This is a genomic window from Mesorhizobium sp. WSM4830 (assembly GCF_055811495.1).
Map to the genome: position 1 here is coordinate 78,670 of NZ_JBVVQI010000004.1, position 13,873 is coordinate 92,542.

At 62.1% G+C, this 13,873-nt stretch carries 16 protein-coding genes and 1 pseudogene; 8 read left to right on the plus strand and 9 right to left on the minus strand.

What is annotated here, in order from left to right; translation table 11 throughout:
• The first annotated feature begins 45 nt into the window (after window positions 1-45).
• From betI to AC0L2Y_RS07420, 4 genes and pseudogenes are all read left to right on the plus strand, one after another.
• A complete protein-coding gene (gene betI / locus AC0L2Y_RS07405) occupies window positions 46-741 on the plus strand; it encodes a transcriptional regulator BetI (RefSeq protein ID WP_473554943.1) in 696 nt (231 codons plus the stop codon).
• A 25-nt stretch (window positions 742-766) separates the two neighbouring features.
• Complete coding sequence (locus AC0L2Y_RS07410; RefSeq protein WP_352489363.1) at window positions 767-952, plus strand: hypothetical protein; 186 nt, start codon at window positions 767-769, stop codon at window positions 950-952.
• A complete protein-coding gene (locus AC0L2Y_RS07415) occupies window positions 949-2,250 on the plus strand; it encodes a flavin monoamine oxidase family protein (protein ID WP_473554946.1) in 1,302 nt (433 codons plus the stop codon). Before AC0L2Y_RS07410 ends, AC0L2Y_RS07415 begins: the two co-directional genes overlap by 4 nt.
• A 23-nt stretch (window positions 2,251-2,273) precedes the next feature.
• Window positions 2,274-2,453 (plus strand): annotated as a pseudogene (locus AC0L2Y_RS07420) (aspartate aminotransferase family protein); the annotation flags it as partial.
• A gap of 97 nt (window positions 2,454-2,550) precedes the next feature.
• Here the strand turns inward: AC0L2Y_RS07420 and AC0L2Y_RS07425 are convergent.
• The 3 genes from AC0L2Y_RS07425 to AC0L2Y_RS07435 form a co-directional block, all read right to left on the minus strand.
• Complete coding sequence (locus tag AC0L2Y_RS07425; protein WP_023678569.1) at window positions 2,551-3,051, minus strand: DUF6496 domain-containing protein; 501 nt, start codon at window positions 3,049-3,051, stop codon at window positions 2,551-2,553.
• A 122-nt stretch (window positions 3,052-3,173) separates the two neighbouring features.
• A complete protein-coding gene (locus tag AC0L2Y_RS07430) occupies window positions 3,174-3,851 on the minus strand; it encodes a dienelactone hydrolase family protein (protein WP_473554949.1) in 678 nt (225 codons plus the stop codon).
• 12 nt (window positions 3,852-3,863) lie between these two features.
• A complete protein-coding gene (locus AC0L2Y_RS07435) occupies window positions 3,864-4,598 on the minus strand; it encodes a phosphoribosyltransferase (RefSeq protein ID WP_473554951.1) in 735 nt (244 codons plus the stop codon).
• Window positions 4,599-4,895: 297 nt separating this feature from the next.
• On the opposite strand from AC0L2Y_RS07435, the gene AC0L2Y_RS07440 reads away from it, so the two are divergent.
• Window positions 4,896-5,324, plus strand: a complete 429-nt coding sequence (locus AC0L2Y_RS07440; RefSeq protein ID WP_473554953.1) for a CBS domain-containing protein — start codon at window positions 4,896-4,898, stop codon at window positions 5,322-5,324.
• An 84-nt stretch (window positions 5,325-5,408) separates the two neighbouring features.
• On the opposite strand, the gene AC0L2Y_RS07445 is transcribed toward AC0L2Y_RS07440, so the two are convergent.
• The gene (locus AC0L2Y_RS07445; RefSeq protein ID WP_473554954.1) at window positions 5,409-5,888 is read right to left on the minus strand and encodes an Hsp20/alpha crystallin family protein; all 480 of its coding nucleotides are present in this window, start codon (window positions 5,886-5,888) and stop codon (window positions 5,409-5,411) included.
• A gap of 266 nt (window positions 5,889-6,154) precedes the next feature.
• On the opposite strand from AC0L2Y_RS07445, the gene AC0L2Y_RS07450 reads away from it, so the two are divergent.
• Window positions 6,155-6,592, plus strand: a complete 438-nt coding sequence (locus AC0L2Y_RS07450; protein WP_352489370.1) for a DUF2267 domain-containing protein — start codon at window positions 6,155-6,157, stop codon at window positions 6,590-6,592.
• Between the two features lie 48 nt (window positions 6,593-6,640).
• Entirely contained in the window at window positions 6,641-7,111 is a 471-nt protein-coding gene (locus AC0L2Y_RS07455; RefSeq protein ID WP_352471470.1) for a YbhB/YbcL family Raf kinase inhibitor-like protein, read from the plus strand.
• Between the two features lie 24 nt (window positions 7,112-7,135).
• On the opposite strand, the gene AC0L2Y_RS07460 is transcribed toward AC0L2Y_RS07455, so the two are convergent.
• From AC0L2Y_RS07460 to AC0L2Y_RS07475, 4 genes are all read right to left on the minus strand, one after another.
• Window positions 7,136-8,611, minus strand: coding sequence for an FAD-dependent oxidoreductase (locus tag AC0L2Y_RS07460; protein ID WP_473554957.1), 1,476 nt, complete (start codon window positions 8,609-8,611; stop codon window positions 7,136-7,138).
• A 1-nt stretch (window position 8,612) separates the two neighbouring features.
• Window positions 8,613-9,662 carry a hypothetical protein gene (locus AC0L2Y_RS07465; protein WP_473554958.1) on the minus strand — a complete coding sequence of 350 codons (1,050 nt, stop codon included), beginning with the start codon at window positions 9,660-9,662 and terminating at the stop codon, window positions 8,613-8,615.
• A 306-nt stretch (window positions 9,663-9,968) separates the two neighbouring features.
• Complete coding sequence (locus tag AC0L2Y_RS07470) at window positions 9,969-11,339, minus strand: TRAP transporter large permease (protein WP_473554959.1); 1,371 nt, start codon at window positions 11,337-11,339, stop codon at window positions 9,969-9,971.
• A gap of 3 nt (window positions 11,340-11,342) precedes the next feature.
• Entirely contained in the window at window positions 11,343-11,870 is a 528-nt protein-coding gene (locus AC0L2Y_RS07475) for a TRAP transporter small permease subunit (RefSeq protein WP_473554962.1), read from the minus strand.
• Window positions 11,871-11,897: 27 nt separating this feature from the next.
• Between AC0L2Y_RS07475 and AC0L2Y_RS07480 the strand changes: the two genes are divergently transcribed.
• Entirely contained in the window at window positions 11,898-12,401 is a 504-nt protein-coding gene (locus AC0L2Y_RS07480; protein ID WP_473554964.1) for a hypothetical protein, read from the plus strand.
• Between the two features lie 100 nt (window positions 12,402-12,501).
• Here AC0L2Y_RS07480 and dctP read toward each other — a convergent pair whose 3' ends face one another.
• Complete coding sequence (gene dctP, locus AC0L2Y_RS07485) at window positions 12,502-13,620, minus strand: TRAP transporter substrate-binding protein DctP (RefSeq protein ID WP_376702990.1); 1,119 nt, start codon at window positions 13,618-13,620, stop codon at window positions 12,502-12,504.
• Between the last annotated feature and the right edge of the window lie 253 nt (window positions 13,621-13,873).

A 13,873-nucleotide genomic window follows, 5' to 3' on the forward strand; every position in this document is an offset into this window, starting at 1 on the left:
AGTCGGCGATGCTGGAGACCATCACCGCTGGAGACTATCACCCCGATGAAGACGACAGAGGCGCGCGAAGCCCTCCTCGAACCGGCTCGAAAAAGCGACCCCGAAAAGCGCGGCCGCAAGGCGTCGAAAGAGACAAGGCAGCTTCAACTGATCGAAGCGACAATCGATTCACTGGCCAAGCGCGGCTTTTCGGAGACGACGATGGCCGACGTCGCAGACGGCGCCGGCCTATCGCGCGGCATCGTCAATTTCCATTTCGAGAGCAAGGAGAAGCTGCTCGTCGCCACTTTGCAATACATGTATGACGAGTATTCGGCGCATTGGCGCAGCGCCTTGCAAAAGGCCGGCGATGACCCTGCCCGTCAATTGCAGGCATTGGTCGCGGCCGATTTCGACCGCTCGATCTGCAACAAGCGCAAGCTTGCTGCCTGGTGTGCCTTCTGGGGGGAGGCCAAATCGCGGCCGAAATATCAAGCCCTGAGCAGCGCACGCGATGCCGTCTACCAAAACATCTTCATCGATCTTTGCGCGGCGCTCCAGAAGAGCGGCGGCTATGCCTATGAGCCACAAGTCATGGCGCTGGCACTCAGCGCCATGCTGGATGGTCTGTGGCTGCGTTTGATGATGGACACCGAAGACACCACACGCGAGACGGCGCTGCAGGCCGCGAACGAATTCCTGTCTGCGGCATTCCCCAAGCACTATCCGAGATCTGCAGCCAGCGCTGCCAAGCCGGCGTGAAACAATCAAAGAGGATGGAACAGCAATGAAGACATTGACGCGACCTCTGAGAGCGCTGGTGGCTTCGGCTGCAGCGCTGGGGCCGGACAAGGACCTCGTTTTGTTTGACCAGTCCCGTTACGAGGACCCCGGCTTCCATCCGCTGCCGGTGGCGCCGGAACTCAAACAGCGGATGATCGCGGAATTCGAGAAGATCAAGGCCGGCTATTGAACTCCGAGATCGAACGAGCCGATGTGGTCGTCGTCGGCGCCGGCTTCACCGGCCTTTCGGCAGCGCTTGAGCTGAAGAAGGCCGGCGTCGATTTCGTGCTGCTCGAAGCCCGCCATCGCGTCGGCGGACGCGTCGAAGCCATGCCGAATGGCCTCGGCGAGCGGGTCGACAGCGGCGGTCAGTTCCTGTGCGAAGATATGCCGGAAGTGATGGCGCTGCTGCGGGCGCGCGGCAAGACATTGGTCGAGACGCATTTCGCCGGCGAATTCATCACCCAGCCGCGGATGAACGAGGCGCAAGCCAAGCACACGTACGGCACCGCGATGCAAATACGCGAGCGGATGAACGCGATCGCACCGAATGATCCGGCCATTGCCGGTTTGACCGTCGCCGCATGGCTCGATCGCCAGAACGATCCTGATGAAGCCAAGGCGGCCTTTCATTCGCTGATTGAGGGCCTTTGGTGCCTGGCAATGGAAAAGCTGCCGCTGTGGTACGTCATCGACAATGACCGCCGCATCATCAACGAAGTGTCGGAGCTGCAGTATTTCGTGCGCGAAACCATGCATTCGCTGGCAGATGATCTTGCGCGGGATCTTGGCGATCGACTGCGGCTGAACACAGCTGTCGAGGCCATTGAGCACGGGCAGGGAGGGGTTCACGTCGTTTCGGCTGCAGGCTCAATCGAGGCACGGACGGTGCTGGTCGCGGTCCCGCCGATGATGGCCTCGAGAGTGGAGTTCGTGCCGCTGCTACCGGCTGCGCTGGCAGGAGCGCTCGGCGTCTGGCAAAGCGGCGCGGTGATCAAAATGCTGGCGCGTTATCCCAAGGCTTTCTGGCGCGACAGGGGCTTGAGCGGCATGGTGATGTGGCGCGACCCGCACGGGCTTTTTGCTTGCGATGCCAGCAATGACGAGGCTCATCCAGCACTTGTCGTCTTCATCGGCGGGCCGCTGGCCCGGCGCTGGCGCGAACTGGGCGAGGCGGCACTGCGCGCCAAGGTGACGTCAAAACTGGAGGAAGCGCTCGGCGCCGAGGCGGCCGGCTTCTCCGATCTCAGCTATCGTGACTGGACGGACGATCGCTGGAGCGGTGGCGGCTACAGCGACCTTATCGTCGATGCGACGGCAACCTATGCCGAACGCATCATCCGCGCCGGCGCGCCGCCGATCCATTTCGCCTCGTCGGAGCTGTCGCCATCATTTCCGGGCTACGTCGAGGGCGCCATCGTCGCCGGCCGCATTGCTGCGCTAAAAATTATTCAGTCGGCCATCACCAGCATAGCCTCAGGGTCATAAGCGAGGTGGATCGAGCTACCGACCGGGTCGACGCGTATTGCCACGAGCTCGGCCTGCTGGTTCGGCCGCTGATCAACATGTGCGTGATGTCGCCGCCGCTGATCATCACGCGCGAGCAGATCGACGACATGGTGGCGATCCTGCGCGAAGGCATTTCGCGCACGATGGACGATCTGCGCCGGGAGGGTGTCTGGGAGGAATAGGCGTTTATCGCCGGCGGCCTTGTCGACGTCTTGCCTTTGCTGGCGGCGGCCCGTGGCGTCCATATCGGGTTTCCTGGAGGCGAACTGCCGTCTTGAACTATGCGTGGTGTGCCCGCGTTCTGGCGGCCTTCTGCGCCGCCGCCTTCCTTCCGCTGGCGCCTTTCGTCTCGGCGGCCTTCTTTGCGGCGGCCGAGCGCTCCTCAGCCGTCCGGCGCGAGGCCGCACGCTTGGCCTGCTGCGCCAGCGCCTCGTGCGACGCCGTGCTCTTCGGCTCGTGCTCGAGCACCTTGGAGACGGCTTTCGAGACCCGCGGGCGGCGTTTCGGCGTGCGTTCGCCCTGGCCGGCCTCATAGGCGTATTCGGCGCTTTTGCGCGTGCTCTCCTTCACCTTGCCCTTTTTGGGCGGGGGCAGGTCTACGCCTGCGCGTCTTGCCTCGGAAAGCCCGATGGCGATAGCCTGCTGGGTCGAGCGCGCGCCGTGCTCACCGCGGCGGATTTTGTCGATCTCCTCGTGCACGAACTCGCCGGCCTGCGTGCTCGGCGACTTGCCCTCGCGCTTGTCCTTTCGGGCCTTCTCGATGGTTTTCTTGTCCGGCATTGTCTTTCTCCCACATACGGGTTGCGACAGCCATTCGGGTTGCAGCTGCGCGCTGTCTTATGAGGATCATAACGCGTTGAGGACGCAAATGATCCCGGGACGGGTGATCCAAGCCCCAGCTGTCAGGACGTCGACGCCGATCTGTCCGAAATCAGATGGCGCAAGAACCATTGGGTAGCGAGATCCGCGACTTCGTCCAGGGCGCCGGGCTCCTCGAACAGATGTGTCGCGCCAGGGACGATGGCGAGCTCCTTCTCGCTACGGAGCGCCGCCAGCGCCGAGCGGTTGAGTGCGATCACTTGCGTGTCCGCGCCTCCGACGACGAGCAAGGTCGGCGCCCGGACGCGCGGCAGGGCGAGCGCTGCAAGATCGGGCCGGCCACCACGCGAAACCACGGCCGCGGCCTGGTCGGGACGCTCGGCCGCCGCCGCCAGGGCGGCGCCGGCGCCTGTGCTCGCGCCGAAATAGCCAAGACGCAACCTCGACGTGTCCGGCGAGGCGCCGAGCCAATCCGTGATGCCGACCAGCCGGTCGGCGAGCAATCCGATATTGAAGCGCAACTCGGCCGTGACCCGGTCGATCCGCTCCTCTTCGGCCGTCAACAGGTCGACGAGGAAGGTGGCGAGGTTCGCCTCGTTCAGCCTTCCGGCCACGTAGCGGTTGCGCGGGCTGTGGCGGCTGCTGCCGCTGCCATGGGCGAAGAGCACAAGGCCGCGAGCATCCGGGGGCAGCGAAAGATTGCCCTCAAGGGCGACAGGCCCCGCGGGAACATGCACGACGTGCTCGCTATTCCGGTCCATATCCAACTTCCGCTATTGCGATCTGGTGCCGTCCGCCGGACCCGCGCTCGCGTGCCCAGCCAATTCCTCTTCGGAAGCGGCCGTGTCGTCGGAACCGGCAGGCTTGGGCGCGGACCTGGCGAGGAGCGCGCGGACCTCTTCATCGCTCGTCTGAGAGAAATCCACGTACCAGCGCCCGACACCGAGCAGCGGCTCTGGTGTCGTCGCGCAAACGACCTCGTCGGCGTCCGCCCGCATCGCGTCGCAAGTGTCGGGGCTACCGACGGGAACGGCCGCGACAATATAGGCGGCGTGGTTTTTTCGCAGCGCCCTGATCCCGGCCCGCATGGTCGATCCGGTCGCAAGCCCGTCATCCACGAGAATAATGGTTCGTCCATTCAACTGCGGTGGGGGTCGCCCGTTCCTATAGAGGTGCTCGCGGCGCAGAAGCTCTTTTTCCTCCTTTGCGGCGACCGCGTCGATGACATGTGGCGGGATCGCGAGACCGCTGACGATTTCGTCGTTCAGGACACGTACGCCTGAGGGCGCGATCGCCCCCATCGCCAGTTCCTCGTGACCGGGGACGCCGAGCTTGCGCACGACGAACACGTCGAGCGGTGCCTTGAGTGCCTGCGCGACCTCGTAGCCGACCGGCACGCCGCCTCGGGGCAGCGCCAATACGATCACGTCGTCGCGGCCGGCAAAGCGAAGGAGCTCCTCGGCGAGTCGCCGCCCGGCCTCGCGGCGATCTGAAAAGATGATAGCCATGACCTTCGATCCGCGTGCATCTGTTTTCCCGGTGGTTTTTTACCAGCCTGCCTGCGGCCACATCCCGTGGGATGGCTGCGGCACCGGTACCATTTTGGAACTCGCTCGCTGCCTGGACGTTCCAAGAATAGTTTCGATCGCGAGGTGCCGGCACCGGCACGCGCCTCTGCACGGATCGGGACGATCGAAGATCGCGATCCGTACATGTCTGGTCCGGCCAGCTAGCAATTTCGCGATGTGCGGCAACAGGCGCGTCTGGCGGCTTGTTGCCTCAGCAATCAGAGAGAGGAATATCCCATGCAAGTTCAGGAGATCATGAGCCGTCGGGCCGAACTGGTCGACCCGAACACGACAATCAGGGATGCCGCCCGGAAAATGCGGGCCGACAATCTCGGCGCCCTTCCGGTCGGCGAGAATGACAGGCTGGTCGGCATGGTGACGGACCGCGACATCGTGATGCGCGGCGTCGCCGAGGAGCGCTCAGCCGGCAACACGACCGTTCGCGAGGTCATGTCCGAGCATGTCTATTGGTGCTTCGACGACGCCGACATTACCGACGCGGCCAAGATCATGGCCAAGCATCAGGTGCGTCGCCTTCCGGTGATCAACCATGACAAGCGCCTCGTCGGCGTCATTGCCCTGGCCGACCTCGGGCGGACCGATGAGGAAGCCGCCAAGATCGCACTCGAAGGCGTTTCCGAGCCGACGGACGATCCCCGGCGCTAGACGCTCGCCTGAGCGGTTGCGGTGCTCGCCGTTCTCCCCTCCCTCGGGGGTGAACGCCGCCTGTTCAGGCAGCCTTCAGTTTGGCTATCGCGCTTTCACTTCTATGCGCCGTGTCTTGTCTTTTGCGGCGGGATTCTTCGGAAGCTCGACAGTCAAAACGCCGTTCCTGAAACTGGCCTGCACTTTGTCGGCATCGATCTCCGCTTCCAGGGGGATCGTCCGCTGAAACCGGCCATAACTGCGTTCGCTGTAGGTTTGGCCGCGGTCGCTTTCCTTGTGCTCCGAACGCTTCTCGCCCGTAATGGAGAGGGTGTTGTCGCGCAGTTTAAGCTCAACATCCTTCTGTTCGAGCCCCGGCAATTCGGCGGTGACCTTATAGGCTTGGTCTGTTTCATATACGTCGACGCTCGGCCAAAGATCGCCGGCCGTAGTCGCTTCGGCCATTGGCGCAAAGAAGTCGTCGAACAGGCGATCGATCTGCCGGTGGAATGACGTGAGCGGGTCTCGCGCGGACGGGTAGAGGCTGCGCGATGGCGTCCTGGGCGCCAAATCGTGATGTGCCATGGTTCTTCTCCTGTTTTCGTGTCTGCATCACTCGTCGCCATGCGATCGGCGGCAGCAAACAAAACTCGTCCACCCATGAGGATGTTCCGGGCGCCGGCCAAGAAAGGCGCTCGAAAAAACAGCGGCAAAAAGCCGGCCCGAATCCCCTTGCAACGGAACCTCCGACAATGAATGCGCACCAGGACATACGCATCGGGGAACAACGGGCAGGTACGGCTGTTTGGTCACATCAGCCTAGTCGGATTTGAACGGAAGGAGGATTTTCGATGAACGCCACCGGACTCGACGTATTCGACAAGACACTGCAGACCACGAACATCTGGCTCGACGAGATCATGGACGAGATCGGACCGGATCGGCAGGTCGCCTGGCACGTTCTCGGAGCGGTGCTGCACGCCCTGCGCGACCGTATGCAACCCGATCTTGCAGCCCACCTCGGCTCGCAGCTGCCGATCCTGGTGCGCGGCGCCTTCTATGACCAATACCAGCCTTCCAAAGCTCCCGAGAAGATGCGGTCGCTCGACGAGTTTCTGGCCAAGATCAAGGCGGAGCTGGAATTTACCCGTCCGGTCGATTCCAAAGATGCATTCAGGGTCGTGTCCAAGGTGCTCGCCCATCACGTCGGAGAAGGACAGATGCACAAGGTCTGGGAATCCCTGCCAGGAGAGATCAGACGCATCGCGGAAGCTCAGCAAGCGGCGTGAACGGCGCCGGCGCGGGTTTCTCGGTCGCAATCTCCCGGAGAAATAGCAATGCCACTCACCCTTATCAGCCCGGCGTTCCGGGCAGGCGGAAGAATTCCCGAAAAATATGCGCGTGACGGCCAGAACGTCTCGCCGCCGCTCAAATGGTCCGGTGTCCCGGATGGAACCAAGAGCCTTGTTCTTGTCGTGCGCGATCCCGATGCGCCAAGCGGGATTTTCGGGCACTGGGCGGTCTTCAATATCCCGCCGGATGCCGGCGGACTCGCCGAAGCCGAAGACGGCAAGCCCGGCCCGTCCGCACTCAGGCAAGGCACCAACGATTTCGGCAATGCCTATTACGATGGTCCGCAGCCGCCTGCAGGGCATGGCGTCCACCATTACCACTTCCTACTGGCCGCGCTCGATGTGCCGAGCCTCAGCGTACCGGGACAGGCGGGCGTGCATCAGGTCTGGAAGCAAGCCCAGAAACACGCGTTGGAGGAGACGGAGTTGGTCGGAACCTACGAACGGCCGGCGTGATGCGGGCCGCGCCGGTCGCCGCCTTCACAATGTAATCTGGGCAAGCGGTTTTCGGGCAGGGCCGTGGATGACCGAACCGTCGGCGGCGAAGATCGAGCCGTGGCAGGGACAATCCCAGGTGTGGTCCGCATTGTTCCAGGTCACAGTGCAGCCCTTGTGGGTGCACGTCGCCGAAACCGCCTGGAGTGCGCCTTCGGTATCTCTCCACGCCGCAATCTTTTCGTCTCCCCTGACGATCACGCCACCCATGCCGGGCGCAATGTCATGGGTGCTCGAGACGATCGATTGACTGCGGCCGTTCTTGTGGAAGTCCTCGGGATAGGGCCGGGCCGGATCGTAGAGTTTTTGCCATGGGCTCGGGCGGCCGCAGATCAGGTCGGCGATCATCGTGCCCACGGCCGTCCCGTTGGTGATGCCCCAGGCGTTGAAGCCCGTGGCAATGTGGAAGCCGGCGGCATTGGCGGGATCGGGTTCGCCGGCGTATGGGATCCTGTCGGCCGTATCATAGTCCTCGTTGCACCAGCGCCACGCGACGTCGCCGACCGGAAGGTTCTTTCTTGCCCATTTTTCCAGTTCGACAAACCGCTTCGCCACGTCGCCGTCCCAGCCGGTGTTGAATTTGGGGCCAAGCGTGACCAGCAGCGGCCCTTCGGCATCATGGCCCGTGCGGATGGAATGCGTCGGGTCGTCGATGCCGATGAACATGCCGTCTACAGGGAGGGGATCATCGATCCGAAAGGCCATCACGGTGTGGCAGCGCGGTTGCGTCCGGTTCGCCATGCCGACGGGGCTCTTCACCGTCATGTTGGTGGCGACGACGACGTGCCTGGCATCGATGGCGCCGCCATCGGTGACGACGCGCCAGCGGCTTGCCTCGTCGATCGAGGTGGCGCGGCTGTTTTCGAAGATCCGACCGCCACGGGCCGTCACCGCTTCCGCCAGGCCAACCAGATACATCGCCGGATTGAACTGCGCCTGGTCGGGGAACCGCAATGCCGCGGCCGTTTCGAAAGGCAGCGGTGCGCGTTCGAGAACCTCGGCCTCCAGCCCGACCTGACGCGCGGCCTCCGCATCGGCCGCGACCTTCGCGCGCCGGCCATCATCGCAGGTGTAGGTATAGGCGTCCTTGCTCTCGAAATCGCAGACGATGGCGCAGTTGTCGACCCAATCGCGGATTTGTCGGGCGCCGGCGGAATTCGCATCGGCGTAGACTTGGGCCAACTCCCGGCCGACAGTGCCGATGAGATGGCGATAGATCAGCGCATGCTGCGTGGTGATCTTGGCCGTCGAGCGGCCGGTCACCTGGCCACCTATGCGCAGGCCTTCGAGGACGACCACCGACCGGCCCGCCTCACAAAGGCGAAGCGCCGTCGTCAGCCCGACAATTCCAGCACCCACGACAACGGCGTCCGCACGGATTGAATCTTCGAGCTGGGGATAGTTCGTGGAGGTGGCCGTCGCCACCCAACAGCTTCCCGGTTTTCCCAAGAGAATGGTCATTTCAACCGCGTCCCTTGCGTCTCGATGCACTTCCATCGACAACCGCGCCGGCGGAGGAACGTTCCCGAGCTTGATCGCTTTCAATCATTGTCTCGCCACCCCGGGTCAGAAAAGCACCGGGAAAATGCGAGGTGCAGGCCATGACCCAGGTGATCGCCTCGCGGTCGTATTCGTCGCCGGAGCGCCAGTCCTCGAAGAAGGCGTTCAGCCTGTCGACACGCCCCGGCCAGATACCGGCGGCCTGCAGGCCGAGCGAAACGCCGTAATTGGTGAAGGCGAACTTGGTATCGCGCAGCCATGGCGCGCGGCTGAAATAGCCGGGCGGGTCGACCCACATCGTTTCCAGGGTTCGCAGCGAACGCCTCGTCTGGGCCTCGGCCCACGGCTCGTCGGGAAAGAAGTGGGCGAGCCACAGCATCATGCCGAGGCCGAGGTCCTGCTCGATGTCGAGGGTGCGCCAATCGCGCTCCATCAGGTCACGCATCTGCGCGATCTCGGGCGCCAGTGCGTCCTCATCGAGCATCCGGTAAGAGACGTAGCCGTCATAGGCATCCATGCTGCCGAGCCCGTAGCCGGGGTAAGGACCACTTAAATCCTCCTGCATCTTCCAGATCACGCCGCGGCCGGGGACCACAAACGCCGGGTGAATGTTCCGCGCCAGCGCAATGCCGCGCTTGCGGTATTCCGGCTTCAGATCGCCGAGACGCGCCAAGGCGAACAGCCACATCGCCAGATAGTGGAAATACTGGCCGTCGCGATCGGCCGCTTCGCCGATCCTCAGTCCGCGCCGGCGGCCGAGCACACGCTCGACATCGGCCACCAGCCGCTCGGCCGCGTCCAGCCAGCGCGCTTCGCCAGTTTCCGCGAAAAGCGAGACGTAGAGCACGACCCCGAATGCATCGGTCCACAGATACCGCAAGCCGTTGGGCCAGATGCCTTCGGCGCGCATCCAGTCGAGTTTTTGCAGGACGTAGTCGACGTCACGCAGCATCGCGGCAAGTCCCGAACTGGCCGAGCCGGCCGATGTTCGGTGCCGCGCGATTGTGAGCATGCAGAACTTTCAGCATGTCTCTCCTCCGTTGCGGTTGATCTGGCCAGATATCGCGAAACGATCTGATCCGGCGGCGGGTTCCTTGGCCATCTCGACAAGGACAGATGAGGCGGCATCCCCGGGGCGGCGTAGGCGAGATAACCAAGACCGGTCGAGAGCGATAGACCCGCACTCGCAGCGAGGATTGTTTCAAGAAGCGATCTCATGACGGCGCGCAAAGGGAGGCAAAAAAGGGGGCGCCGTTCAATAGAAAAGCTATCAAATTCGATTGATCCTGGTGTCGGATGACGCAAGCCGCAAATGTGGTCAATTGCCTCCGTACATGACCTTCGGCAGCCAGATGACGATTGGGGGGAACACGATGCACAGTCCCACTCCGATCGCCTGCAGGCACAAGAAGGGGACTGCGGATCGGAAGATCGTCGCCATCGAGATCTCCGGCGGAGCAACGCTCTTCAGATAGAACAGCGAATAGCCGAAAGGCGGACTCAGGAACGCCATCTGCATGTTGACCATGAAAATGACACCATACCACAGCGGCACGTCTTCAGGAGCCACACCGGCTAACCCGAACGTGCCGCCGAATTCTAGTGACTTAAGGATGGGCAGAAAGATCGGTACGGTGAGAAGGAGAATGCCCACCCAGTCCAGAAACATGCCGAGGACGAACAGGATGATCATCATCAGAACAAGAACGCCGTATGGCGCCAAGCCTGTTCCGAGTATGGATTCGGCGACGAAGCTCTGGCCGCCCTTCAGGATGAAGAAGCCGACGAACATGGTGGCGCCGAAGAATATCCACATTACCATTGCCGTGGCCTTAAGCGTCGCGACACTGGCCTCGCGGATCGTGTCCCAGGTCAGGCGCCGATGTGCGGCGCAGACGATGAAAGCACCGAACGTGCCGATGCCGGCGGCTTCGACCGGCGTGGCAATGCCAATGAAGATGACCCCGAGCACAAGCAGGATCAGCAGTATCGGCATGAACGTGCGGCGCAAAAGCTTGATTTTTTGGGCGAATGCGATGCGCTCGTCCGGCGGCAACGCCGGGCCGAGCTTGGGGTTGATGTAACAGCGCGCCGTCACGTAGGCGACATACATCCCAGACAGCAGCAGCCCGGGAAACACTGACCCGATCAAAAGCTCGCCCAGCGACTGCTGCGCCACGACGGCATAGACGATCGCCATGACGGAAGGGGGTATGAGAATGCCAAGGGTCCCGCCTGCAAGAAGCGAGCCGCAAGCGAGCTTGGCGTCATAGTTGCGGCGCAGCATGGCGGGAAGCGCGATCATACCCATCGTCACTTCCGTCGCCCCGACGACACCGACCATCGCGGCCAGCAGCGTGCATGAGATCACCGTGGCCGAAGCAAGCCCGCCTTTCAGTCCGCCCAGCCATCTGTAGACGACGTCGAACAGCTCCTCGATGATGCCCGCCTTCTCGAGAATCGCGGCCATGAAGATGAAAAGCGGCACCGCCGAGAGCTGATAATCCGTCATGAAGGGGAAGACCCGAGACGGCAGCATGTTCAGCATGGCCGAATTGCCGAACAAAAAAAGGAAGAGCACGGCGAGGCTGCCGGTACAGAACGCCATCGGCAGTCCGAGCAGCAGAAGGACGCCCAGACCCCCGAACATCAATACGCTGAGCCACAGGATCGGAAGCTCGAGACCCATCGCTCAGCCGATCCTTCCTACAGTGGCGATGTCTCGCATCAGCCGGGACAGGCCCTGAAGCAGCAGGAGCGCTGCCCCGAAGGGGATCGCGAGCTTTACCGGCCAGTATTGGATGCCCCATTCGGTGAACGAGCGTTCGCCAACCGCCATGGCATCACTCGCAAATCGCCATCCTGTGACAAGCATGGTGCCGGTGAACAGGAAGAAGAAGGCCGAGGTGATGATGTCGCAAACAGCGCGACCGCGTTCGGAGAGATGGCTGTAGACGATGTCCACCCTGACATGCGTTTCGTCGCGGTAGGCATAGGCACCTGCCAGCATGTACTGGATGCCGAACATAAGAAACATACTCTCATGCACCCAGTTCGTCGGTGAGTTGAAAACAAAACGGGCCACCACTTCGTAGTAGTACGCCATCACTGCGAGAACCGACCAGTAGGCGACCAACTCGCCCGTCACCTTGACCAGCCGGTCGACAGGCCGGAAAGCGGCGAGCGGCATCTTGACGGGCGTGGCGGGAACGTCGGTCACAATCGGATGGGTTTCTGTTGGGTTCGGTTGAACCTCACGTTCGCGGGCGCGTCGAACCAGGCCGGGCATCAGAAAGGCGTCGCCTGCGACAGCGAGACCAAGCAGAAGTCCGGCAATTCGGCCAATGTTGTTGGCGCGCTCGAGCCCATGGGCGGCGGCGGCCAGATTATCGCGCGCCACCGTGGCGTCTGCCTCAGCTCTCGCCAGGCGATCGGCAGCACCCTCTTTGCTGGTTCCTACATCTGCCTTGGCACGCGGCAACAGCCTTTCGGCGTGTTCGGCCTGGGATCGCGCGAGCGACACTGCCTCACGTCCGTCGCGTACCTGGGCGCCCGTCCAAAGCACTGCAATGAAGAGCGGGATAAAAATGAATCCCCACCTGCTCTTCAGATAAAAGCGGTGCATGCCGAGGAAGCCCGCAGTGACCAGGAACAGGTAGGCAAGAAAGAGATTCGGGCGGCCGGCACCGCGCTGTGCCCGCTCGCGATGCACAAGGAAGACCGCGGCAACCGGGAAAAGCACGAGGCTTGACCAGTATAGCCAGTGCGGCAGCACAAATGTGAGTGAGGGCATCGGCGACTGCCTCTTGCAGGAGAGTGCGCCCGGCCGGACAGGGCGGGCGCGGAGAGCCTCAGAGGTTGATCGACAATCCCTGATACATGTCCGGCGTTACGTAACCGACGGTCGGGTTCTCCATCACCTCAAGCTGCAGTTTGAAGATTCGCGCGGCGTCCTTGTCCTTATTGGCCCACTCGAACCAGATCGGCACCGCGATTTCCTGGAACTTCTGGAGGTCCTCCGCTCCAAGCCGATTGATTTCAATGCCGGCATCCAGGAATTTCTGCCAAGCCTCCATGTCGGCCTTCTGGATGGCCCCGAAATGAGTGTTGGAATAGACTTGGATTTCGTCTTCCACGAACTTCTTGAGGTTGTCCGGGAGTTGGTTCCAGACGTTCATGTTGACGGCAAAGTCCATCAGATCGACGGGCTGGTATACGGACATCAGACCGGCTGGGCCCATGGAAATGTACTTGGTCACCTGCTGGAACCCGAGCGCCCAGTTTACCGCCGGCCCAGTGTAGTCGGCTGCATCGATCGTGCCTTTCTCCAGCGCGGAGAATACCTCGCCCCCCGGCAGCAGCGTCGTCTTGGCGCCCGCTTTCGCGAATGTCTCGGCGATCATGCCGCCCGGTACGCGCAGCTTCAGATCCCTGAAGTCCTCGATCGAGCGGATCGGTGTCTTTGAGTGGATGATGTTCGGGCCGTGGTGAATGCGGTTGACGTAGTAAAGACCTTGTTTCGCATAAAGGTCGCGCGCGGCCTGCAGACCACCTTTTGAATAGAAGAAGATGTCCCATTCGTGCGGATAGCGTAGCCCCATCGTGTAAGAAGACAGGAACGCTGTCGCGGGAAGCTTACCGGCCCAGTAAAGTGAAAACGAATTCATCGCTTCCAGGACGCCGTTCTTCACCCCGTCGAGCAGCTCGAAGTCACCGACGATGTCCTTTGCCTTGAACGGCTGAAATTCGAGTTGGCCTCCGGTCTTTTCCTTGATGGTGCCACACCAGTTTTGGAAAGTTTCAAGTCCGACGCCCGCCGGCCACGAGGTTTGAATCTTCCAGATGATTGTGTCAGCGGCTCCGGCCCTTCGAACCCAGGGAGCGGTAACCGCCGTCGCCGTTAGCCCAGCGACAAGTCCACTCGTCTTCAGAAATCTTCGCCTTGATTGGGAATGCGATTCTCCGTCCATTGTCTTCCTCCCTGTTCGGCAAGCGGACCTGGCCCGCCGCCGGTCTCAAAACGTAAAATTCAATGGCACAACATGCCCCTTTCTTGTGGGACCAGAGCTGCCCCTTTTTGCATCGGTTGTGGCTGAATTGCCAAGGCCGCTAACGAGAGCGAAAGGAACTGGCGCAGCTTGCAAATAACATAGCGCGGCGCGATGATTTTCAATCACTGCGCGCCCGACCCGCAATATGCTCGTGCGGTTTCACTGAATCCAT